This window comes from Nocardia brasiliensis ATCC 700358, from assembly GCF_000250675.2.
Lineage (GTDB): Bacteria > Actinomycetota > Actinomycetes > Mycobacteriales > Mycobacteriaceae > Nocardia > Nocardia brasiliensis_B.
In genome coordinates this window covers 1,528,694-1,549,324 of the sequence record NC_018681.1, presented here as the reverse complement: position 1 = coordinate 1,549,324, position 20,631 = coordinate 1,528,694, and the positions used below count along the sequence as shown (strand labels likewise).

At 68.4% G+C, this 20,631-nt stretch carries 24 protein-coding genes; 10 read left to right on the top strand and 14 right to left on the bottom strand.

Annotated elements, in window-relative coordinates:
• Positions 1 to 1,275: 1,275 nt before the first annotated feature.
• On the bottom strand, positions 1,276 to 2,715 hold the full coding sequence (locus tag O3I_RS06880) for an alpha/beta hydrolase (RefSeq protein WP_014982176.1): 1,440 nt from the start codon (positions 2,713 to 2,715) through the stop codon (positions 1,276 to 1,278).
• A 37-nt stretch (positions 2,716 to 2,752) separates the two neighbouring features.
• Here O3I_RS06880 and O3I_RS43615 point away from each other — a divergent pair, with 37 nt between their 5' ends.
• Complete coding sequence (locus O3I_RS43615; protein WP_081593907.1) at positions 2,753 to 3,388, top strand: TetR/AcrR family transcriptional regulator; 636 nt, start codon at positions 2,753 to 2,755, stop codon at positions 3,386 to 3,388.
• Here the strand turns inward: O3I_RS43615 and O3I_RS06870 are convergent.
• A complete protein-coding gene (locus tag O3I_RS06870; protein ID WP_014982174.1) occupies positions 3,297 to 4,355 on the bottom strand; it encodes a sigma-70 family RNA polymerase sigma factor in 1,059 nt (352 codons plus the stop codon). The genes O3I_RS43615 and O3I_RS06870 overlap by 92 nt on opposite strands.
• A 152-nt stretch (positions 4,356 to 4,507) precedes the next feature.
• Between O3I_RS06870 and O3I_RS06865 the strand changes: the two genes are divergently transcribed.
• Genes O3I_RS06865 through O3I_RS06855 form a run of 3 tightly spaced genes read left to right on the top strand, consistent with a single transcriptional unit; the run spans position 4,508 to position 6,247 of the window.
• Positions 4,508 to 4,900: a PPOX class F420-dependent oxidoreductase gene (locus tag O3I_RS06865; protein ID WP_014982173.1), complete on the top strand. Its 393-nt coding sequence runs from the start codon at positions 4,508 to 4,510 to the stop codon at positions 4,898 to 4,900.
• A gap of 47 nt (positions 4,901 to 4,947) precedes the next feature.
• On the top strand, positions 4,948 to 5,484 hold the full coding sequence (locus O3I_RS06860) for a YdcF family protein (RefSeq protein ID WP_237748351.1): 537 nt from the start codon (positions 4,948 to 4,950) through the stop codon (positions 5,482 to 5,484).
• A 37-nt stretch (positions 5,485 to 5,521) separates the two neighbouring features.
• Positions 5,522 to 6,247 carry a VIT1/CCC1 transporter family protein gene (locus O3I_RS06855; RefSeq protein WP_014982171.1) on the top strand — a complete coding sequence of 242 codons (726 nt, stop codon included), beginning with the start codon at positions 5,522 to 5,524 and terminating at the stop codon, positions 6,245 to 6,247.
• A 55-nt stretch (positions 6,248 to 6,302) separates the two neighbouring features.
• On the opposite strand, the gene O3I_RS06850 is transcribed toward O3I_RS06855, so the two are convergent.
• Positions 6,303 to 7,502 (bottom strand): alpha/beta hydrolase family protein, encoded by a 1,200-nt coding sequence (locus tag O3I_RS06850; RefSeq protein WP_014982170.1) that lies wholly within the window; start codon positions 7,500 to 7,502, stop codon positions 6,303 to 6,305.
• A gap of 112 nt (positions 7,503 to 7,614) precedes the next feature.
• Here O3I_RS06850 and O3I_RS06845 point away from each other — a divergent pair, with 112 nt between their 5' ends.
• Positions 7,615 to 8,241, top strand: a complete 627-nt coding sequence (locus O3I_RS06845) for a TetR/AcrR family transcriptional regulator (RefSeq protein WP_014982169.1) — start codon at positions 7,615 to 7,617, stop codon at positions 8,239 to 8,241.
• A gap of 64 nt (positions 8,242 to 8,305) precedes the next feature.
• Here the strand turns inward: O3I_RS06845 and O3I_RS43610 are convergent, their stop codons facing one another.
• The 3 genes from O3I_RS43610 to O3I_RS42430 are packed head-to-tail and all read right to left on the bottom strand — an operon-like array spanning position 8,306 to position 9,106.
• Positions 8,306 to 8,479: a CsbD family protein gene (locus O3I_RS43610; RefSeq protein ID WP_014982168.1), complete on the bottom strand. Its 174-nt coding sequence runs from the start codon at positions 8,477 to 8,479 to the stop codon at positions 8,306 to 8,308.
• Between the two features lie 9 nt (positions 8,480 to 8,488).
• A complete protein-coding gene (locus O3I_RS45380; protein ID WP_014982167.1) occupies positions 8,489 to 8,644 on the bottom strand; it encodes a DUF6131 family protein in 156 nt (51 codons plus the stop codon).
• A gap of 24 nt (positions 8,645 to 8,668) precedes the next feature.
• The gene (locus O3I_RS42430; RefSeq protein ID WP_141691684.1) at positions 8,669 to 9,106 is read right to left on the bottom strand and encodes a hypothetical protein; all 438 of its coding nucleotides are present in this window, start codon (positions 9,104 to 9,106) and stop codon (positions 8,669 to 8,671) included.
• A gap of 166 nt (positions 9,107 to 9,272) precedes the next feature.
• On the opposite strand from O3I_RS42430, the gene O3I_RS06835 reads away from it, so the two are divergent.
• A complete protein-coding gene (locus O3I_RS06835; RefSeq protein WP_014982165.1) occupies positions 9,273 to 9,464 on the top strand; it encodes a cation transporter in 192 nt (63 codons plus the stop codon).
• 50 nt (positions 9,465 to 9,514) lie between these two features.
• Here O3I_RS06835 and O3I_RS06830 read toward each other — a convergent pair whose 3' ends face one another.
• On the bottom strand, positions 9,515 to 11,092 hold the full coding sequence (locus tag O3I_RS06830) for a Na+/H+ antiporter (RefSeq protein WP_014982164.1): 1,578 nt from the start codon (positions 11,090 to 11,092) through the stop codon (positions 9,515 to 9,517).
• Positions 11,093 to 11,360: 268 nt separating this feature from the next.
• On the bottom strand, positions 11,361 to 12,359 hold the full coding sequence (locus O3I_RS06825) for a DUF418 domain-containing protein (RefSeq protein WP_014982163.1): 999 nt from the start codon (positions 12,357 to 12,359) through the stop codon (positions 11,361 to 11,363).
• A gap of 122 nt (positions 12,360 to 12,481) precedes the next feature.
• Here O3I_RS06825 and O3I_RS06820 point away from each other — a divergent pair, with 122 nt between their 5' ends.
• Positions 12,482 to 12,928 (top strand): MarR family winged helix-turn-helix transcriptional regulator, encoded by a 447-nt coding sequence (locus O3I_RS06820; protein ID WP_014982162.1) that lies wholly within the window; start codon positions 12,482 to 12,484, stop codon positions 12,926 to 12,928.
• 31 nt (positions 12,929 to 12,959) lie between these two features.
• Positions 12,960 to 13,340, top strand: a complete 381-nt coding sequence (locus tag O3I_RS06815) for a DUF5313 family protein (protein WP_014982161.1) — start codon at positions 12,960 to 12,962, stop codon at positions 13,338 to 13,340.
• 4 nt (positions 13,341 to 13,344) lie between these two features.
• Here the strand turns inward: O3I_RS06815 and O3I_RS06810 are convergent, their stop codons facing one another.
• Positions 13,345 to 14,574 (bottom strand): cytochrome P450, encoded by a 1,230-nt coding sequence (locus tag O3I_RS06810; RefSeq protein ID WP_014982160.1) that lies wholly within the window; start codon positions 14,572 to 14,574, stop codon positions 13,345 to 13,347.
• Positions 14,575 to 14,800: 226 nt separating this feature from the next.
• On the opposite strand from O3I_RS06810, the gene O3I_RS06805 reads away from it, so the two are divergent.
• On the top strand, positions 14,801 to 15,355 hold the full coding sequence (locus tag O3I_RS06805; RefSeq protein ID WP_014982159.1) for a TetR/AcrR family transcriptional regulator: 555 nt from the start codon (positions 14,801 to 14,803) through the stop codon (positions 15,353 to 15,355).
• Positions 15,356 to 15,434: 79 nt separating this feature from the next.
• Here the strand turns inward: O3I_RS06805 and O3I_RS06800 are convergent, their stop codons facing one another.
• Together O3I_RS06800 and O3I_RS06795 are read right to left on the bottom strand one after the other, a co-directional pair.
• Positions 15,435 to 16,082, bottom strand: coding sequence for a response regulator transcription factor (locus tag O3I_RS06800; RefSeq protein WP_014982158.1), 648 nt, complete (start codon positions 16,080 to 16,082; stop codon positions 15,435 to 15,437).
• Positions 16,079 to 17,248, bottom strand: a complete 1,170-nt coding sequence (locus tag O3I_RS06795) for a sensor histidine kinase (protein WP_063632309.1) — start codon at positions 17,246 to 17,248, stop codon at positions 16,079 to 16,081. Before O3I_RS06795 ends, O3I_RS06800 begins: the two co-directional genes overlap by 4 nt.
• A gap of 127 nt (positions 17,249 to 17,375) precedes the next feature.
• Here O3I_RS06795 and O3I_RS06790 point away from each other — a divergent pair, with 127 nt between their 5' ends.
• On the top strand, positions 17,376 to 18,347 hold the full coding sequence (locus tag O3I_RS06790) for an SDR family NAD(P)-dependent oxidoreductase (RefSeq protein WP_014982156.1): 972 nt from the start codon (positions 17,376 to 17,378) through the stop codon (positions 18,345 to 18,347).
• A 26-nt stretch (positions 18,348 to 18,373) separates the two neighbouring features.
• Here the strand turns inward: O3I_RS06790 and O3I_RS06785 are convergent, their stop codons facing one another.
• From O3I_RS06785 to O3I_RS06775, 3 genes are all read right to left on the bottom strand, one after another.
• Positions 18,374 to 19,258, bottom strand: a complete 885-nt coding sequence (locus tag O3I_RS06785; RefSeq protein ID WP_014982155.1) for an aminoglycoside phosphotransferase family protein — start codon at positions 19,256 to 19,258, stop codon at positions 18,374 to 18,376.
• A 40-nt stretch (positions 19,259 to 19,298) separates the two neighbouring features.
• A complete protein-coding gene (locus O3I_RS45885; protein WP_193364892.1) occupies positions 19,299 to 19,931 on the bottom strand; it encodes a hypothetical protein in 633 nt (210 codons plus the stop codon).
• A gap of 95 nt (positions 19,932 to 20,026) precedes the next feature.
• Positions 20,027 to 20,626 carry a hypothetical protein gene (locus O3I_RS06775; RefSeq protein WP_014982153.1) on the bottom strand — a complete coding sequence of 200 codons (600 nt, stop codon included), beginning with the start codon at positions 20,624 to 20,626 and terminating at the stop codon, positions 20,027 to 20,029.
• Positions 20,627 to 20,631 lie beyond the last annotated feature (5 nt).

Sequence of the window (20,631 nt, the reverse complement as noted above, 5' to 3'; positions counted from 1 at the left end):
TGGGCTTCTGGAGAGAGTGTTGCGTTTGGGGTGGTTGGCTGGCTCCCGAGGTTTGCCAGCTCAGTTAGGTGTTCCTGCCGCGGGAGTTACCTGGATAGTGCTGAGCGCGTCGGGTGCCGTCCCCGGCTGTAGGCGCACGTCAGGTGCGTGATGTCGCGTACCGGCGTGGTCGTCTGGCTGTGGTGCCGTTCTCGAGCGTTCCTTTTCGAGGGCGGGCGAATGGACTGCTGCGGGCGCTTTGGGATCCACACCAGTTCTCGGGATCTACACCGCTTTCGGGCGGCCAGAAAGGGCGTAGATCCCGAGAAGCAGTGCAGCTGGGGGTTTTCGCGTGTCGACACGCACCAAGCTGTCGCTTGGTACACGCCGACCTGGGGTTTCCGGCATGATCCGCTGCACGTGGCAGTGCGCCCCGGGGGCCTCACAGACCGTCTCTACGGTTCACAGCAGCTGTAACCCCTGTGACCCGTCCAAACGCTCTGTGAACCCGCCACCTATCTGTCGCTTGGTACACAGCGCCGCTGGGTTCCCGCGCGATCCACTGCGCGTTACGGTGCAGCCCAGGGCTTCACGCGCTTCCACGCGGTTCACATCAGCTACAACCCCTGTGAATCACCCGGTGAGTCCGGAGACTGTGATGTACCCCGGCATCCACGGAGTCACGTGATCCGCTGCCCGCGACAGCGCGCCCCGGGGGGCTTCACAGAGCTTCCACACGGTTCACAACAGCTACAACCCCTGTGAGCCGTATCGAAACTCTGTGAACCCGCCACCTATCTGTCGCTTGGTCCAGACAACCCAACCACGCTCCCTTTTCCCAAGCCGCTCGAGACGCAACCACAGCCAGATGACCACGCCGGAACAAGCCACCGCGCACCTGACCTGCACCTACAGCCGGGTACGGCACACGACGCGCTCAGCATGATCCGGTGCAAACCCGGGACGGGCACCACATTGACGGGTAGTCGCCACGGCCAAAATCCCAGCCGCCCAACCTGACTCAGCACACCACGTCCAACGCGCCAACCCCGGACGGGCTACACCACCACGGGTAGCCGCCACGCCCGAAAGCCCCCGCCGCCCAACCGGACTCAGCACACCACGTCCAACGCGCCAACCCCGGACGGGCTACACCACCACGGGTAGCCGCCACGCCCGAAAGCCCCCGCCGCCCAACCGGACTCAGCGCACCACGTCCAGCGCGCGGACATGGGACGGGCTACACCATGGCCGGTAGCCTCACCCAGACCGGCGGCGCGGCCTCCGACGGCGGGGTCATCGGCAGGTTGTTTCGCGGTCCGGCACAGCTCCGTCGCGCAAGTAGGCGTTTACCGTTCGGTCGACGCAGGTGTTTACTCCGCCGTAGGCGCCGTGGCCGACGCCGTGGTAGGTGAGGAGGCGGGCGGAGGGGAGGGCTTGGGCTAGTTCGGTTACCCAGGCGAGGGGGGCTTCTGGGTCGCCGGTGTTGCCGATCAACAGGATCGGGGGTGCGCCTGCGGCGCCCAGTGGGGCGCGGCCGACGCCGTGGACCGGCCAGTAGGCACATTCGGCTAGCCGGAGGGCGGTCAGTTCGCCGAAACGTGGTGCTGTGGCGGCGAACTCGGGTAGGAGGGTGCGGACCTGGGCGACGGAGTAGACGTCCGGATAGTCGGCGCAGTTGGCGGCGGTGTTGATGGCGGCGAAGTTGGAGCGGGTGCCGTCGGGGCGCAGGCCGGCGAAAAGGTCGGCGTAGCCGACGAGTTCGTCGCCGTTGCCGGCGATGGCTTGGGCGAGGGCGGTGATCAGATGCGGCCACACCTCGGGGGCGGCGGCACCGAGACCCAGTCCGGCGGTCGCGACCGACCGGGTGAGCGGCGTTCCGCGCCCGGTGGGCAGCGGCGATATCTCCGTGCGGGCGAGGAAGTCGTCGACCCGGACCAGGGCCTGCTCCGCCGTCGCACCGAGTGGGCAATTCCCCTGGGCGACACAGAAAGTGAGGAAGTCACGCAGCGCCGCCTCACTGCCCGCGGACTGATCGAGCAGGCTCTGCCGGAAGGTGCGCAACGGGGTGCCGGGGGCGTCGAGCAGCATGCGTCCGACCCGCTCCGGGAAGAGCGTGGCGTACGCGGCTCCGAGCTGCCCGCCATAGGAGACGCCGAGGTAGTTGAGCCGGTCGTCGCCGACCGCGGCCCGGACGAGATCGAGGTCGCGCGCGGAGTCGAACAATCCGACGTAGGGCAGCAACGCACCCGAACCCGCGACGCACGAATCAGCGAATTGCCTGCTGCTCGCGTCGATCTCGGCCCACTCGGCGTCAGTACGCGGAACACGTTCGGGCAGTGCGGTTTCCGTGCAGACAACTGGAGTGCTACGACCCACCCCGCGCGGATCCCAGGACACCAGGTCATACCGATCCAGCAGTGCGGAGAACCGGGTCGCCACGCCCCCAACGGTTTCCAGGCCGGAACCGCCGGGTCCGCCGGGGTTGTAGACCAACGAGCCGAGTCGTTGCGCGGGATCGGCGCTGCGGGTGCGGATCAACGCGAGTTCGATCGTGCCCGCGCCGGGATCGCGATGGTCCCGCGCGGCGGTGATCGTCGCGCATTCCCACTGCCGCCCGTTGTCGGCGACGCCCTGACACGGCGACCACGCGGGCCCGGCCGGGCGGGACGGCGCCGCCGAACAAGCCCCGGCGGCGAGCGCCACGACCGCGAGTACCGCTCCGAACCACCGCATCACTGTTCTCCGCTTTCTCAGCACGACTGTATTGGTAATGAAGCTAGCACAGCCGTGCTACAAATACGAGGTGGCTCGAACCGTGGACCAGCAGGCGCACCAGCAGCGACGGCACGCGATCGCCGAAGCGGCGTGGCGGGTGATCGAGCGCGACGGACTCGAGCACGCCTCGGTACGCAAGGTCGCCACCGAAGCCGGGATGTCGATGGGCAGCCTGCGGCACTACTTCTCGACGCAGTCCGAGTTGCTCGCGTTCTCGCTCGGCATGGTCGGCGAGGGCATGATGGACCGGATCCGACAGCTGGATCTCGCCGCCGACCCGGTCGACCGGGCGGCGCAGATCCTGCTCACCGGCCTGCTGCCGACCGGCCCGCGGCAACACACGGTGACCAAGGTCTGGCTGGCCTTCCTGGGCCGCGCGCTGACCGAGCCCGCCCTACGACAGAGCAGCGACGAACTGTACGACGCCACAGCGGAACTCGTCGCCTGGGTGCTCGACGAACTCGCCGCGAGCGGAGTCCTGCGCGCCGGCCTCGACCTCGAACGGGAAGCCCAACGGCTCTACGTCTTCGTCGACGGCCTCACCGTGCAAGCCCTGATCCGCCCGGAAAAGGTTCCTCCGGAACGCGTTCGGGAGCTGCTCCGCGAACACCTCGATCAACTGTGCCGCTGATTTCCGCGGGAAAGCCGAAGGCGGAAACCAGCGTAGGGTCACCGAAGGCGACGATCCGACGGATGACCTCCGGCGTGGTCGTCAAGACGGCGACGCCGAAAGCCCGGTAGTACCCGGAGCTTTCGCGCCGATACGCCACCGCGGCGGGCTGCCCGTTCGCGGCCGTCGGGTACAGCAGCCAGTCCCCCGGCGCACCGAGCGCCTGCCCCGCGAGATAAGCCATGCAGGTGCGCTTGCCCTGGAACCAGGTCCGCGCGGGCGGCATCTCGAGCACGGCGTCCCGATGCAGCAGCCGTTCCAGGGCGATCGCGTCGGAGCGCTCGAACGCGGCGATGTACTCGTCCAGCAGCGCGCGTTGACCGGGCTCGGTCGGCGGCACGGCGTGTTCTGCTACGGCAGCGGTTCTGTCGAGCCGGGCGCGGGCGCGCTGCAGGGTGCTCTTGACGGCGGCGGTGCTGGTGTCCAGGATCGTCGCGACCTCCGCGGTGGTCATGCCGAGCACGTCGCGGAGCAGCAGGACCGCACGCTGGTTCTCGGTCAGCGATTGCAGACAGTGGATGAGCGCCAGCCGCAGACTGTCCCGGTTGACGGCCACGCTCGCCGGGTCCCCCGATTCGGCGGCGACGAGCGCATCGGGCAGTGGTTGCACCCAGCCGATCCAGGACGCCGCCAGGACAGGTTCGGCGTACGGGTCGCCGCTCGCGGCGCCGAGCCCGGCGGGCAGCGCCCGGTGGGCGCCTGCCGCCAACGCGGTCAGGCAGGCGTTGGTGGCGATCCGATACAGCCAGGTTCGCACCGAGGAGCGCCCTTCGAATGTGTCGAACGACCGCCACGCCCGCAGATACGTCTCCTGGACGAGATCCTCGGCGTCGTGCACCGAGCCGAGCATCCGATAGCAGTGCGCGAGTAATTCCCGGCGATACGGCTGGGTGCGCCGCACGAATTCGGCTTCGGACACTGTGGTCATCCGCGAAGGTCCTCTCCGGTCCGGCCCACAACACACGAGCCGCTGCCGAGTAAGACCGGAACCGGCCAGGAAAAGAATCGGTGTCACCCGATTCCGCAGCGCCGATCACCAGGTCTGCCCTATCGGAACCACTCCCGAACAGAGGAAAAACCATGACTGCTGCGCTCGATATCGTCCGTGCGCTGATCGATGCGCCACACGCGGCGATACTCGCGACCTCGAATGCCGACGGTCGCCCGCAATCCTCGGTGATCTTCGTCGACCACGACGCGGACGTCTTGGTGTTCAGCACGATCAAAGGGCGGCTGAAGACGCGCAACATGCTGCGCGATCCCCGAGTCAGCCTGCTCGTCCTCAGCACGGACACCGGCCGCTACGCCGAGGTGCGCGGCCACGTGACGCTCACCGACGATCCGGGCAAGGTGCTTTTGCATCAGATGTACGCGAAGTACATGGCCGGGGCGACACCGCCACCGGAGCCCGCAGCCGAGCGGTTGATCGTGCGGATCACACCGGAACGGGTGTACGCCTTCCCACCTGCGTGAGGTCGGCACGGGTGCGGGGTTGGGTATCGTCTGCGGATGTGGCCGGCCTGCGACGAGCGGGGATCTTCTTCGGTGCCCTGCTCGCCCTGGTGGTCGTGATCGGGGCCGCGGGGTGGCCGGTGTACGTCCGTCCGCAGCTCGACCCGCTGCGGCGCGCCGATGCCATCGTGGTGCTCGGCGGCACCGCTTACGAACGTTTCGACGTCGGATTGGAGCTGGCCGAGCGCGGGTACGCGCCCACGCTGTTGATCTCGCGCTCCACCGGCCTCGACGACCACGAGATGGATAAATACTGCGCGGGCCGTTTCGAATTCACGGTCAGCTGTTTCATCCCGGATCCGTGGACAACCGAGGGTGAGGCGCAGGAGATCCGGCGGCGCGCACGGCAATTCGGCTGGCGGCACATCATCGTGGTGACCTACACGCCGCACGTCTCCCGTGCCCGCTACATCGTGCAGAAATGCTTCGACGGCGAGGTAACCATGGTGGCCAGCCCGAGCGCTTCGGGGCTGCGTTTCTGGGCCTGGATGTACCTGCGCCAGTCGGCGGGGTACCTGCGGGCGTTCCTGTCACCGGGTTGCTGAACCGGTTTGCGTCCCGCGCGCGGCTAGTCTTCGACGCATGGCCGAAACCGCCGCCGCGGGAGCGCACCCGCACGAACCCCACGCCGAAGGGCTGGCGTCCAAGCTGAACTGGTTGCGCGCCGGGGTGCTCGGCGCGAACGACGGGATCGTCTCCACCGCGGGCCTGGTGGTCGGCGTCGCGGCGGCGACCACCAGCACCGGGGCGATTTTCACCGCGGGCATCGCGGGCCTCTCGGCGGGCGCGATCTCGATGGCGGTCGGCGAATACGTGTCGGTCAGCACGCAACGTGATTCCGAACGTGCGCTGCTCGCCAAGGAGCAGCGGGAACTGCGCGAGGAACCCGAGTACGAACTGGCGGAGCTGGCCGGGATCTACGAGGCCAAAGGCCTCTCCCCGGAGACGGCCCGCCAGGTCGCCGCGGAACTCACCGCGCACGACGCGTTCACCGCGCACGCCGAAGTCGAACTCGGCCTGGACCCCACCGAACTGACGAACCCCTGGCACGCGGCCCTCTCCTCGGCGGTGTCGTTCACCGTCGGCGCGCTGCTGCCGCTGCTCGCGATCCTGCTGCCGCCGGTCTCGGTGCGCATACCGGTGACCTTCGCCGCGGTGATCGTCGCGCTGGCGCTCACCGGCTCGGTCAGCGCACGCCTGGGCGGCAGCGCACCCGGTCGCGCGGTGCTGCGCGTGGTGCTCGGCGGCGTGCTGGCGATGGCCGTCACCTACGGCATCGGCCAGCTGGCGGACGTCGCGGGCATCTGACCTTCCTGCTGTCGCACAGGCTGTTTCGGTGCGAAGCAGCGGGGACGCGAACCTTCTACGCCACGAGCGTGGTGTCGAGCCAGTCGAAGATGCGCTGGTTGGTCAGCGTCATCGCACCCACGTGGCAGTGTGCGCCCGCACCCTCGGCCTCGGTGCCGACGATGAGTTCCTTAGGGCAGGTGAGCGCCTTAAAGACGCGCTGCGGCTCACCGCGGAAGAACAGATCGTTCTCGGCGTCGAGCACCAGTGTGGGACATTCGATCTGATGCGCGATGCCGGCCAGCGTGTACGGCTTGGTCTTGCGGATGTAGTCGGCCGCCGATTCCGCACCGAAGGTCCAGACGCCGTTGCGCAGCGCCCAGCGCACGGTGGTGTCGTAGGCCATCATCAGCCCGGCGACCGCGAGCGCCTCGGCATCCTGATTCGATTCGATCCACTCGGTCAGGAACGGTGGCATCATGCGCACATTCGACCCGTGGTAGTCGAAGAGTCCGTCATTGAGCACTAGCGCCGCGAGGCGGTGCTCGAACGCCGCGGCGCGCGCGACCAGGTACCCGCCCAAGCTGTAGCCGTACAACGCGATTCGGTCCGGATCGATCGCCGGCATGATCCGCGCGAAATCCACCACCGGCGTGATCACGGCCTCCCAGTCGTGCCGGAACGGCAGGCCCTGTTCTCGAATCACCTGTCCCTGTCCGGGGCCGTCGAAGGCGAGCACCTGGTAGCCACGCGCCACCGCCGCGGCGGCGAGCACGAACCAGGATTCCTCCAGCGTGGAGTCGAAGCCGCTGTTGAAGATCACCGTCGGGCGCGGCTCGCCGGAATCGTCGACCAGGTAGAGGTAGCCGGGAAGTTCGGTGTCCTGGAACGGAATCGAGACCCGCCGCACCGGGGTCTCGAACAATTCGGCTGCCTGCGCGAAGGTTTCGCGCGAGCGACGGGACAGCTCCTGCGCCACCGGATCACCGGCCGGGTTGTCCCGCAGGTAGAACTCGGCGGTGCGGTAGTAGTTCGAGGCCCGCAGCAGGGCCTCGCGCGCGCTCACCCGATGGCCCTTGGCCAGGCAGTCCGAGCCGATCGCGTGCACCCGCTCTGCGGTGGCCCGCCACTCGCGCAGCCAGGCCGCCTCGTCGCCATCGTCGATCCGGCGCGCGGTCGCCAGGACCTCGCCGAGCTCGGCGCCGTCGTGCTGGGCGAAACCCGCCGCGCGCAGCGTCTCGAAGTCGAACGATTCGTTGTCGAACAGGAATTTCATGGCTCTACCTCGGTATTTACGTCGATACGGTTACGTTTCGTCGCGCGAGTGCCACGGTACGGCGATCCACGCCGAAACGCAACCGTGTCGTCGTCGTTGCTATGCTGAGCCGATGACGGAGCCGACGACCGACCGCAAACGCGCCCCGGCCGGCGCCGCGGTGATGCAGCCACAGGTCACCGCCGCGATCACCCAGGCGGCGTTCACCGAGCTGGCCGAACTCGGGTACGGGAAGCTGACGATGGAGGGCGTCGCCCGGCGCGCGGGCGTCAGCAAGCCGACGCTGTACCGGCGGTGGCCGACCAAGGAGCAGATGGTGCTCGCGCTCGTCGAACGGGTCGCGGTGGCCGCCGCCGACGTCCCCGACACCGGATCGCTGCGCGGCGATCTACGCGCGTTCCTCGCTGCTACGGCAAGCGGATTCAGTCATCCGCTGGCGGCACGGATCATCCCCGACCTGCTCGCCGAGGGCGTTCGCTCGCCCACCATCGCCGAAAGTCTGCAGTCGGTCGGCCACAGCCGCCGGGTGAAGGTCGCCGAGTTGCTGCACCGCGCCATAGATCGCGGCGAACTGCCGGCGGATCTGGATCTCGAACTCGCCCTGGACCTGTGCATCGCTCCGCTCTTCTGGCGAAAGCTGGTGGGCGGCAATCCAACCGGCGACGACTATCTGGACAAGCTGGTGCACACACTGATCACCGCGTTCACCGGAGCGGGCGCTATCGACAAGAAGGCTTGACAGCAGAAGACGACGAAGGCCGAGGGGTACAGAGAGTACCCCTCGGCCTTCGTCGGTGATCAGGTCAGCGCTTGAACGCGTCCCGCAATTTGTCCGCGGCCCGTTTCAGGTTGCCGCGGGCCTGTTCTCGACGGCCTTCGCCCTCCAGGCGCCGGTTTCCCGTGGTCCGGCCGACGATTTTCTTGACGTTGCCCCGGGCGGCCTGCACCTGGTGCGCGATCCTGTCTTCGAACTTCATGGTCTGTCCCTAGTAATACCAGCGACGGCCACCGACGGGGCGGCCCACCGAACCCGCGACCATCAGCACCAGGCCGACGATGAGGATGATGATTCCTGCGGTGGTGAGCAATCCGATTCCGAGCAGCCACCCGGCGATGAGGAGGATGAGTCCGAGAATAATCATTGTCGTATTTCCTTTTCTCTATGATTATTTCGACGTCGGCGCCTGCGCGCGAGGCGCGCTGCCGGCATGTACTGCGTCACCGGACGGAGCTGTGGCAGGTCGACGAGTGAACCGGCCCCAGACCGACTCGCGAGGCGGTTGCGTCGCGGGTTCGGTGGACGGACGCACGATGGGCTCCTTACGAGCCGGAGGCGTGGTGTTGCCGAGATCGCGCCGCACCGCCGCGATTTCACGACGAGACTGCTTCAGCTCGCGCCGCGCCACCATGCTCCGGCGGGAAACCCGCCAAGCACCCGTCAGTACCAGGGCTAGTCCGATCGTCCCGATAGCGCCGAGAACGATGCCGTAGCCGAACAGCAAACCGCTGGAGCCGTGGAAGTGGAAGTCGAAAACCGCGAAATCATCTGGCAGTAAATGACCTTCGCCGCTGTTCGCCACCACACCGGCGACGCCGACAGCCACCGCGGCAATCAGGACGACGAGCCCTATGATGATGATCATGACAATCCTGTTGCGTCGAGTTGTTTGACAACCCGGCTATTCCCGGGGCCGCGACAACCAAACGTAGGAAATCGAACTCGACTGCTCGACGGCGTTTGCACGCCTCGATTCGGTCTATTCGGAGGACATGACCTACACGATCACCCTGCACAACGTTACACGCGAGTCCGCTTCGGCCATCGAATCCCAGCTGCGCGGCGTCAACGGCGTCGACTCCGTCGATATCGACGTTCCGTCGGAGACCGCCCTCGTGAACTCCTCACTCACCTACGGCGAAGTACTCGAGGCGATCCGCCAGACCGGCGTCGCGGCAAGCTGATTCGATCTTGCCGTCGGCCGGTGGGTGCCGACGCAAGTGAGACCCCTCGTTCAACGCCCGCCGAGATCGAGACGCCTGGTCACCCGGTCGACCAGATCCGGCGGCATTCCGGGCTCCCGGCGCGCGGCGAGCGCCTCGCGTCGGCCCGCTTCCATCACATCGTCGCGAATAGCCCGTAACTTCTTGGCCACCTTCATGTTTCGCTCGGCCTCGGCTTTGGCATCGGCGTCCGCGGCCTGCGGGTCGGCGCGCGCCATCCGCTGACGCAGGCTGTCGCGGAACCGCTCGTAATACTCCTCGGGGAGATGCTGTTCTGCCGCAATCTCTTTCAGGCTGGACAGTTGGGCTTTGACGACTCGCTCCCAGAGTTGGCGTTCTAGTTCACGTTCCCGCTTGGTGTCGGCGTGCACCCCGGTCAAACGGACCACCAGCGGCAGGGTCGGCCCCTGGAGCAGCAGGGTGAAGAGCACGACCACGAACGCGGTGAACAGTATCTCGGTCCGGCCGGGGAAGTCGGCGCCGTCGTCGGTGACGAACGGAATCGCCAGCGCCAGTGCCACGGTCGCCACCCCGCGCATGCCGGCCCACCAAGTGACGATCGTTTCGCGCCAGGTGTAGGGCTCGTCCGCGTCGGTCTTCCGCCACCACGTGCGACCGAGGGCCCACGTGGTCAAGAGCCAGGCCAGTCGCAACCCGACGACGACCGCGACCACGGCGGCCGCGCCGCCGAGCAGCCGCGGCCAGTCGTCGCCGGTGGCCTCCAGCACCGCGCCGAGTTCCAGGCCGATGAGCCCGAAGGCGAAGCCGCTCAACAGCATTTCGGCGATGTCCCAGAACGAGTCGCCGACCATGCGATAGTCCGGATCGCCGAACTCGGTGACCGCATCGGTGAGATACAGCGCGCAGACCAGTACGGCGAGCACGCCGGAACCGTGCAGTTGTTCGGCGAGCCCGTAGGCCGCGAACGGCAACAGCAGGCTGAGCGCCACCCGCCACGTCGCCTCGCCGAGATAGTCGGTGAGCTTGCTGCCCGCGATGCCGAGCACCAGGCCGACGAGGACGGCGACTACCGCGGAGACGACGAATTCCGCCGCCGCCCGCGGTGCGGAGAAGTGCCCACTGACCACCGCCTGGATCGCGACACCGTAGAGCACGATCGCGGTGACGTCGTTGAAGAGTCCTTCGCCGCCGAGCACCACCACCAGACGGCGGGGCAGGCCGAGGCTGCCCGCCAGCGCGGTCGCGGCGACCGGATCAGGCGGTGCGACAAGTGCTCCCAATGCGAAGGCGGCCGCGATCGGCAGTCCCGGATACCAGGCGTGGAAGACCGCGGCCACCGCCGCCGCGGTCGCGATCACCAGACCGACCGCACGCAACGCGATCGGTCCCCAGTTCTCCGCGAACTGCCGCCACGAGGTCCGCCGCGCCGCCGCGTACAGCAGCGGCGGCAACACCAGCGGCAGGATCAGATCGGGTGCGACGTTGACCCGCGGTGCGAACGGCAACAGCGCCACCACACAGCCGAACACCGTCATCAGCACGGCCGAGGCGACGCCGATCCGGTTGGCCAGCGGCTCGGCGAGGATCGCGGCGAACAGGATGACCAATATCAACACCAGCTGGTCCATGACCATCCAGTCTGCGGCGCGCCGGACGGGTTGCCGGTCCGGCGCGCCGTACCGCCGCGATCCCACTGCCGCACGGGCGACTCGCCCTCGGTTACGGTGCGCACACCTGCCTCGGCAACGCGCTGGTACGCACGCTCGGTGCGGCCACACTCGACCAGCCGTTCACCGCTGGCCGGACACTGCGCTGACGGTCGACGCGCGAGATATCCCGTGGCGCTCCGGTTTCCGGCATCGCGGCCCGCTCACGCTGCCGGTGCGCCTGGGCTGATCACCACCGCCGGCTCGGCTCGGGCACCCGCCGCGCCGGCACCAGCTCCCACCAGGTCACGCAGCGCCACAACCACTCCAGCGGTCCGTAGCGGAACAGCTTCAACCAGCCCCAGCTGAACACCGCTTGGACCGCGATGATCGCGACCGCCAAGCCCAGCAGCAGGGCGTACCGGTTCGACCCGGTCAGTCCGATGCGTGGCGCGATCAGCAACACCAGCGCCGTCGCGGACACGTAGTTGGTGAGCGCCATCCGGCCGAGGGGTTCGAGCACCTCCGAGACGACCTCACCGATCTCGGTGCGCAGCACCAGGAGCAGCCCGGTCAGGTACGCCAGCGCGCCGAACAGGCCCGCGACGGACGGAATGTTGCTGGCCAACAGGTCCAGATACGGAATACGGAACTCCCACACCGCCGCCGCCACGGCGGCGGGCAGGGCCAGCGCGAAGGCCACCGCGAGCTGCCCGCCGCGCTCGTCGAGCGTGTCGGCGACCCCGTAGCGGGCGGTGGCGAGGCCGAGCAGGAACAGGCCGGGCACCAGACCGAAACCGCCGCCGAGCGCCACCGCGACACCCACCGCCACCAGCCCGAGCAGCAGCACGAGCCAATCCGGCAGGCTCGCGGCGGGCAGCAGGATGATCAGCCCGACGATCGCGTACGGAAGCAGGGCCTCGCCGGGTTGGCATTGATGATGGAGGAAACCGAGCACACCCAGGGCGAGCAGGCGGCGGATCAGCACCAGTCGAGGCCGATCAGTGCGCGCCGCGGCGCTGTCCAGGAACAGCGCGAAACTCAGTCCGAACAGGAACGAGAAGATCGGAAAGAACCGTCCCTCGAACAGGATCGAGAGGACGTGCCGCAGCGGCACCATCTCACCGGGCGCCTTGACCGCGGTCATGTCGGTGAGCTGCCAGATGTTGACGACCAGGATCCCGCACAGGGCGAATCCGCGCACGGCATCGAGTTCGTGGATGCGTAGTCGGCCGGGGTCGTTGTGCATGCGTCTCAAATTAACCACCGCACCCGCGGGAACCGTGTATCTGCGGACGAGATGTCGCCCACACACTTCATGCACTAACTGTTTGTGCGTTAATCTTAGGACGGAGCCCACGAGGAGGACAGATGGAAATCGAGGATCCGCTGCAGCTCGATCGGCAGGTCTGCTTCGCGCTGGCCGTGGCCAACCGCGCGGTGCTCGCCGTCTACCGGCCGCTGCTCGAACCGCTCGGGCTCACCCATCCGCAATATCTGGTGATGCTCGCGCTCTGGGGCGAGGCGCCGATGTCGGTCAAAGCGATCGCCGAGGCGATCCAGTTGGATTCGCCGACCCTGTCGCCACTGCTCAAGCGGCTGGAGAACGCCGGGCTGATCAGCCGGGAACGGGACAGTCGCGACGAACGCAACCTCGTCGTGAACCTCACCCCAGCCGGGGTCGCCCTGCGCGAGCAGGCCCTGCGGATTCCGCCCGCCGTCGTCGAGCGACTCGGCGTGACCCTGACCGACCTCGAGGAACTCCGTGACGTACTCAACCGGGTCAACGCCGCGGCCCGTCGCGCCGTACCCGCCTAGTCCGCCCCGATCGTCTGCGAGGAGTTCGCGCATGTCCCGAGAACAGCGACGGCCCAACCCGATTCAGTGGCTCGGCTATGCGTTCGGGCGCCGCCTACCCGATTCGATGATCGACTGGGTGCGCCGTGACCTCACCGGAAAGCACGCGGTCGCCCGGCATCTGGTGCGCGGGCTGATCCCGTTCACCCCGCTGTTCGCGGTCTTCCTGCTCTTCCCCGGCGAATTGTGGCTGCGCGGGTCGATGGTGCTGCTCGCGCTGCTGCTGGCCCTGTTCTACACGGTGGCCTTCATGCCGATGAACCGCGCACACCGGTTGGCCAAGCACGGATTACCGGCCGATCTGGAGAACCCGGAAAAGGCGCGCCGCCGGGCCGAGGAACGCGCGCGATACACCGCCCAGCATCCGCACTGAGCGCTCAGGGCGCTGCGCAGTTCAACTCGAGACGCTGCTGCCGACGCACGAAGATACTCGGAAACCATTGCGCCGCATCGGGTTCCGGGCTCAGTTCGAATGAGCCGGTGCGCTCCAGCAAGGTCCCGAGGGCGATCCGCGCCTCCAATCGGGCCAGCGCCGCACCGACACAGAAATGCAGGCCCTTGCCGAACGCGAGATGGCTGCGTGGGGCGGCACGGTTCAGCCGTATCTCGTCCGGCGCGTCGAACGCCGCCTGGTCACGATTGGCGGCACCCCACAGCAGCAGCAAATGGCTGCCCGCGGGCAATTCGGCCCCGCCCAGTGTGGTGTCGGTGACCACGTGCCGGTGATGCGCCCGGAACGGCGACTCGAGCCGTAGCGCCTCCTCCAGGAACGGCTCCAGCAGCCGTGGATCGTCCCGAACCTGCTGCTGGAGCGCAGGATTCGTAGCCAGCAGCCGCGCCGCGTTACCGATCAGACCGGCACTGGATTCGCCGCCCGCACCGACCAGTTGGACCAGGATCAGCACCGCGACCGCGGACGTCAATTCGCCTGCGGCGCAGGCACGGACCAGATCACCGAGGAGGTCGTCGCCCGGCTCGGACCGCGCGCGGACGAACTGCTCGTGCAGGTAGCCCGCGAGTTCGACGGACGCGGTCACGGTCGCGCCGAGCTGATTCGGTGACATCAGGCCACCGAGCAGTTCGGTGCTGGCATAGCCCCAGCGGACGAGCTGCGCGATATCGTTGTCCGGCAAGCCGATCAGCGCGGCGACCAGAGTCATCGGCAGACGATCGGCCACGGCGCCGGCCCATTCGATCCGCCCGTCGCGAAAGCCGCGCTCCCACAACCGTGCCATGGTGGCCGCGACGGCGGGCTCCAAAGCGCGGATCCGTTTCGCCACCACCTTCGGCAGCACCAGTTTCCGGTGCCGCTGGTGCGCCGGGTCGTCACCGGTGGCGAGCACGTGCACGGCGTTGCCGCCGCCGTCGAGATCGAAGACCGCCGGCTTGCCGTCCGGCGCGCGCACCAGAGCGGCGGTCAGGTGCGAGGAGAACTCCGCGGTCCGGGCGGCCGCCTCGACCACGAGATCGGACCGGCTGACCAGCGCGAACCCCGTGTCGGCGAGCCAATGCACGGGCGGCCCCGCGCGCAAGGCGGTGTAGAGCGGATACGGGTCGTCCAGCAGCGCTGGATCGAAGAAGTCCAGCCGATCCGTCGTGTCCGGCATCGTCGCCGCCCCTTCCTGTTGCCGACAATCGTTTCCGCACAACAGGTTTCGCGCTGCCGCCAGCGAAGTCAACCGTTCCGGAAAAGTGAGACGGCCCAGGTCCGTTCAGGTCCGTCCGGTGTCTCAGCGGACGCGATGAGCAGCGGTTCACCGGGCAAAACAACCGTGTTCGTCGCACTGTGAGACAAAATAGTTCGACCGTATCTCGACCGAATCGGGGTTACCGATGACCGGACAACCGGACTGGCTCGCCGGCGGCGAACGTCGCGAACTCGCCGTGGCCCGCATTCACGCGGCCGCGACGACCCTGATCGCCCGCGACGGCATGGCACGGTTGACCATCGACCACGTCGCCGCCCAGGCGGGCTGTTCGCGCGCGACGGTCTATCGGTATGTGGGCGGCAAATCCGCGCTGCGCGAGGCCGTACTCGCCGCGGCCACCGCGCGCATCGCGCACACCATCGAGCAGTCCGTGGCGGCACTGACCGGTGCCGAGCGCGTCACCGAAGCAATCCTCACCGCCTTGACCGCGGTACGCGCCGACCCCGTGGCCGCAGCCTTCCTGCGCACCGCCGACCCGCGCGAGGTCGACCGCTTCCTGGCGAACAATCCACGCCTGGCCACAGCCGCGACGACGGTCACCGGCGCGGCGGCCGCCGACCCCGCCGCCGGCCAGTGGATCGTGCGGGTGGTGCTGTCACTGTTGTTCTGGCCCGCCCACCCTGCCGCCACGGAACGTGCGCTGGTCGAACGCTTCGTCGTGCCCCTCTTCGCCCCATAGCCACCTCACCCCAGCGCCCAGGGGGCGATATCTCGCACCAGAACGACAATCACCTTCTCAGCGTCTCAGCACTGTCCACCTATTTTCGGGCGGCTCGGCTGCCGAGGACGGCGAGCTGGACCCGGTTGGCGGTGCCGGTTTTCACCAGCAGATTGGCGACATGGGTCTTGACGGTCGTGATGCCGAGGTGCAGGCGGGCGGCGATGTCCGCGTTGGCCAACCCTTCAGCGACCAAGGCCAGGACTTCGGTCTCGCGCCCGGTCAGTCCTGGGAGGACTGCGGGCTCGGGCGGAGCCGAGGCGCGTGCCGTCACCGCGGCGGCCACGACACGGCGCAGGATTTCGGGCGAGAAGGGGTGATCGCCGGCGGCCGCGCGGTGAATGCCGTCCAGCAGATCTGTCGGTGAGGCGTCCTTCACGAGAAAGCCGCAAGCACCCGCCAAGAGCACCGGGTAGAGATGGTCGTCATCGTCGAAGGTGGTCAGGGCGAGCACCTTCGTGGCCGGTCGGATACCGAGAATCGCTGCGGTGGCGCGAATTCCGTCCATCCCGGGCATGCGCAGATCCATCAGGACGACGTCTGGCCCCAGCTGCTCGACGAGCCGGACGGCGTCACGCCCGGTCGCGACCTCCCCCACCACGTCGAGTCCGTCGTCGGTCTCGCACAGCATCCGCAGTCCGGCCCGGACCAGATGCTGGTCGTCGACGAGTAGCACACGAATGGTCATGGCCGCACCGGCTTTCCGATGGGCAGACACGCCGACAGCCGCCAGCCCGCGGCCGAAGCCGCCGCGGTGAATTCGCCGCCGAGCAGTTCGACACGTTCGCGCAGACCGATCAGGCCGAGTCCGGTGCCCGGTGCGGCGACCCGCTCACCGGTGGGTCGTGGCGAACCTTTGTCGCACAACACGAAACACAGATCATCGGCGGTCAGGTCGACGGTCAGCTGCGCGGCCGTGCCCGGCCCGGCGTGCTTGATCACATTCGCGACACCTTCCTGCGTGAGCCGCAGCACCGTCAGCGCGAGCACTGCGTCGACCTCGACGACCTCATCCGCCACCGCTATGCCGACCTCGATCCCCGACTGCCGGGCCCGTGCCACCACCGCGTCGAGCGCGGCGGGCAGATCGGCCGGCGCGATGAACGGATCTTCGGTCAGCGCGGGGTCCCGCAGGACAGAAACCAGCCTGCGCAGATCGGTGAGAGTCTCTTTGCCACTGGTGTGGACGCTGTCGAGCACGTCCCGTACGCCGGCAGGTGCTTCCGGCATGGCGTGCAGGGCCACGCCGACGCGCAGCACCGTCGAGGACACGTGGTGGGCGATCAGATCGTGCAGTTCCCGTGCGATGGCGGTGCGTTCGAGGGCTCGCGCGGCCGCGATCTCGGCGTCGCGGCGCTGCGCGATCTCGACGGCCTGAGCGTGCGCATGTTCCGCGGTTTCGCGCGCCGCCCGCAGCAGCGCACCGACCAGCAGCGGTGCTCCCGCCATCACCACCGCCCGATAGCCATTGGCGGCGAGGTCACCGCTGGGGTGCAGCAGATACGCTGCGGCGAGCGCGGCGGCGGCGAGCCACGGTTGCGGCCCGGATCGCCGCGCGGCCAGCTCGATCAGCACGATCGCGGCCGCGACCTTGGCCACCACCGGGCCGGTGTCGCCGAGTACGAACCCCAGCAACAGCATTCCGCTCACCGCGAGTGACGAGACGAACGGCCATCGCACGCCACCGGCGGCAACCGACACCGCGACCAGCGCGAGCAGCCAATCGAGCGCGCTCGGCGCGGCGGCGAGGAACAGCAGATAGCCCACCGCCGAGCACACCAGCGCCACCGCGCGCACCGGCACGAACCGCCCGTCCAGCCACGACTGCACTCCCTGCCGCGCCGAGCTCACCATGGGATTCATCATGCAGCACCGCGGTACCGCCCGGTTCCTCCCGCAGCAGGAGCGAACTCGTCCGTCCGGACGATAGTCGGACCGTCCGGCGGATCTGCCCAGCGGCGCAACGCGCGACCGTGGTGGCATGACAAACGAACAGGATCCGGCCCAGCCACCGGAACAGGCCCCGACGAGCGCGAAGCCGAGCCGTCGGCGCCTGCTCGGCACCATGGCGGCCGCGTCCGGTCTCGCGGTCGGCGCGGCGGCCGGGGTCGCCGGCGGCGTCGCGTTGGGTGCGAATGCCAATGCGCCACACTATGAACCAGCCGCACGATCGCGTTTCGCGGGCAAGACGATCCTGATCACCGGAGCCACCTCCGGCATCGGCGCCGAGGCCGCGCGATTGTTCGCGGCGGAGGGCGGCCGGGTGGCGTTCTGCGGGCGCCGGGTGGACCGCGGTCGAGCCGTGCAGCAGGAGATCAGGGCCGCGGGCGGCGAGGCGACCTTCTTCCGCGCCGACGTGCTGGTGGAGGACGAGGTCGCGCGGTTCGTCGAGGCCACCGTGAAAACCTATGGCGGACTGCATGTCGCGTTCAACAATGCGGGCATCACTATTCAGAAGAAACTGCACGAGTACACCAGCGACGAGTTCGACCGGGTGCTGCACACCAACCTGCGCGGCACCTTCCTCGCCATGAAATACGAAGTCCCGCAGCTGATCCGTAGCGGCGGCGGGACCATCGTGGTCACATCGTCCAGCAATGCGCTGGCCACCGACGCGGGCCGCGGCGCCTACACAGCGAGCAAACGGGGGCTCGTCGGATTGGTCCAGTCGGCGGCGCTCGACTATGCCGCCGACGGCATCCGGGTCAACGCCCTGGTGCCCGGCACCACAGACACCGAGCTGGTGCGCCGGGCAGCCGGCATGGCGGGGATACCGGACGACGCGTGGCGGGTGCTGATGAAACAGTGGGCAGGCAGCAACGTGCCCGGCCTCGGCCGGCTGGCGACCGCGACCGAAATCGCGGCGTTCGCACTGACCCTCGCTTCGCCGGAGCATCCGTACCTGACCGGCGCTCAGCTGGTGATCGATGGCGGCAAGACCGCTCATGCGTGAGTAGTACAGCTGCGCGACAACAGGATTCAGCGCAAGGCCCAGGGGGCGATGGCTTGGACCGAGGGGTAGCCGGGGTCGGTGCAGGTTTCTTCCTCGGCGAACCAGAGCCAGTTGCGGGCGCACTGGACGAGGGTCCAGGCGCGGGCGCGGTCGGGGTCGAGGTTCGCGAGGTCGACGAGGGCGGCGAAACGGTCGTCGAGGGTGGATTCGGTGCGGCGGCTCCACAGCAGCGAGAGGGTGCTGAACTCCAGATCACCCGACAGTGGCTGGGGGTCGATGACGAGCCACGGTTCCCGTTGCGCGGCAAGGACATTCTCGAAGTGCAGGTCCTCGTTCACGAGCAGCCGGTCCGCGGTGGGGCCCAGTTGGGTGCACGCTTCGACCGCGGCGTCGAGCAGTTTGCGCGAATACGGCGCGCCGAGACGCGCCCACTCGCGGGGCAGCTCTTCGGCCCACCCCGCCGCTTCCACCCGCAGGTCACGCGAAATACCTTGGGGCGCTGGAACAGCAAGCCTGCGCATGAGTTCGGCGGTGATCCGCACCGCATCATCGATGGGCTCGGTTTCGAGGGACCGGTCCGCGGTCAATCGTTCGAGCAGGAGCACGCCGTCGTCGGCCGCGCTGTCGAGCAGCAGGACCGCCCCGTCGCCGCCCCAGGCGGCGAGAGCGACCGGCTCGTCCCTGGTCTCCGGCGTCAGGTAGGCGAGTTTGAGCACGGCCGCGGCACCGTCGGCACGCCGGACCGGCAGCACCAGCGCGCCGTAACCGTGCATCGACGGTCCGTCGACGGTGAGCTGCCAGCGGTCGAGGTAGCGCGCGGCGAGATCGGGCAGGGCATCGAGCCAGGCACGCGCGGGCGCACCCTCCTGCCCGGCGAGGCGGGTGGCGAAGAATTCGGGGACGACAGTCACCCGTCGAGCATCTCAGCTGTGTCGATTGATTTTCGGCACGTCAGCGCACGGCAGGAACCGGGGGTGGCGGGGGCGGAAATCCCGGCAGTGGCGGGAAAAGCGGAGCCGGAGCGGGCGGCTCGGGCGCGGGCGGTGGCTCCGGCGCAGGCGGCGGGGCAGGCACGACCGGCGGGGCGGGGACAACCGGCGGAGCGGGCACCGGCGGCGGCGCCGGATCGCCGCCTTGCTCCTGCGGGAAACAGATCCAGCGCCCGTCGGGACCCAGTCCCCACTGCGCGACGATCCCGTCGTGGGAACAGTCGTCGCCTACCCGGTGCGGGTCGCGACCCTGTCCCTGCGGGACGCACATCCACTGCCCCTCGCGCAGATCCCACTGCGCGACGATGCCGCCGGCGGAACAGTCGTCGCCGATCCGGCGCGCCGGTTGCGGCACCACCGGCGGCGGGCTCGGTGACTGCAAGGTAGCGGGCAGCCGGCTCACCGTGATGGTCGGCGTCGGGCTCGTCTTGGTGGATGTCCGGGCCGTGGTCGAGCCCGGCTTGTGGTCCTCGGCGTCCCCGTTCGACCGCACCAGCAGACCGACCGCGACCACCAGCGCGAGCACCGCGGCGATCACGGCCGCGATGGCCAGCATGCGAGAGTTGTCGCCGCGCCCGCCTTCAGGTGTCGCCATCGAAACCGCCTTCACTGCTGGGACAGGAAATACCGGTACGAATGCACAGCTGATCCGAACGGGAGGTTACCCGAGATTTGCTGAATGAATCAGCATTACTGCTTGGGCAGCGCGCCCGCCACTCCGCCGACGTCGGCGACCTTCCAGCCGTTGTTCGGGTCGACGTTCACCGTGTAGGTGACGGTGGTCTGCGCGCCGTCGGGAGTCTGGGCGCTGGTCGAGGTGACGTTCAGGAAGACGTTGACCTTGTAGATCCCGTTGTCGATGTTCATCACCTTGGCGGTGATCGGGGTCGAGGTCGAGGTCCACTTCAGCGGCACCAGGATGTCCTGCAGCTTCGGCGCGGTCGCGTCGAATTTGTTGGCCAGCTGCGGGGTGGTGTTGGTCTTGAGCTTGGCGACCCAGGAGTTCACGTCCTGGAAGTTGATGTTGGAGGCGCCGACCGCGTAGTCGGTGGCGACCTGTTCGGCGTGCTGGTTCGCCGCGGCCGCGGCGTCGCGATCGCTGAGATCACCGCGCGCGGAGAACCACAGCGAGGCGAACACGACGGTCGCGGCACCGAGCCCGGCCAGTGCGGCGCCGGTCGCGATGGTGGACAGGCGGATCGAGACGGTCCGCGCGTCCTTGACCGGCGCGGCCGCGGTGTCCTTGTCCTCGGTTGCCGGTTTCGGTTCGGTCACAACGTCGTTCGACATCGCGG